Raw genomic sequence first — 425 nt, forward strand, 5'->3', positions numbered from 1 at the left:
GGAACCTTTAATGCTAAATGGGCGGAAAAGCAAGTAACCAAGTGGCAGAGTAAGTATGCCAAACGGAAACATCAGGCGGCGGCTGCTGTCTGTCAATGGAACCATAACCACAAAACCTTCAAGAAAGAACTAGGTGATTACCAAAACTGGCAACGAGCACAACAACAAAAGGCCCGGTACCAAGCTAAGGTAGCGAACCAGCGCAAAGACTATTTGCATAAATTAACAACAACTTTAGTTAAGCAGTACGACGTAATCGTCATTGAAGATTTGAAAACCAAAAATCTTCAGAAAAATCATTGCCTAGCTAAGGCCATTGCGAATGCCAGTTGGTATCAGTTCCGGACGATGTTGGCATATAAATGTGCCTGGTATGGTAAGAAATTAGTAACTGTTAAACCGAACTATACCAGTCAAATTTGTAG

At 41.6% G+C, this 425-nt stretch carries 1 protein-coding gene; it reads left to right on the top strand.

Annotation, left to right across the window (positions count from 1 at the left end):
• Window positions 1-425, top strand: a 425-nt coding sequence (locus QOS01_RS10480) for an RNA-guided endonuclease TnpB family protein (protein ID WP_283622279.1), incomplete at both ends; no start/stop codon positions are given.

The sequence above is a fragment of the Limosilactobacillus avium genome (genome assembly GCF_947381485.1).
Classification (GTDB): Bacteria; Bacillota; Bacilli; order Lactobacillales; family Lactobacillaceae; genus Limosilactobacillus; species Limosilactobacillus avium.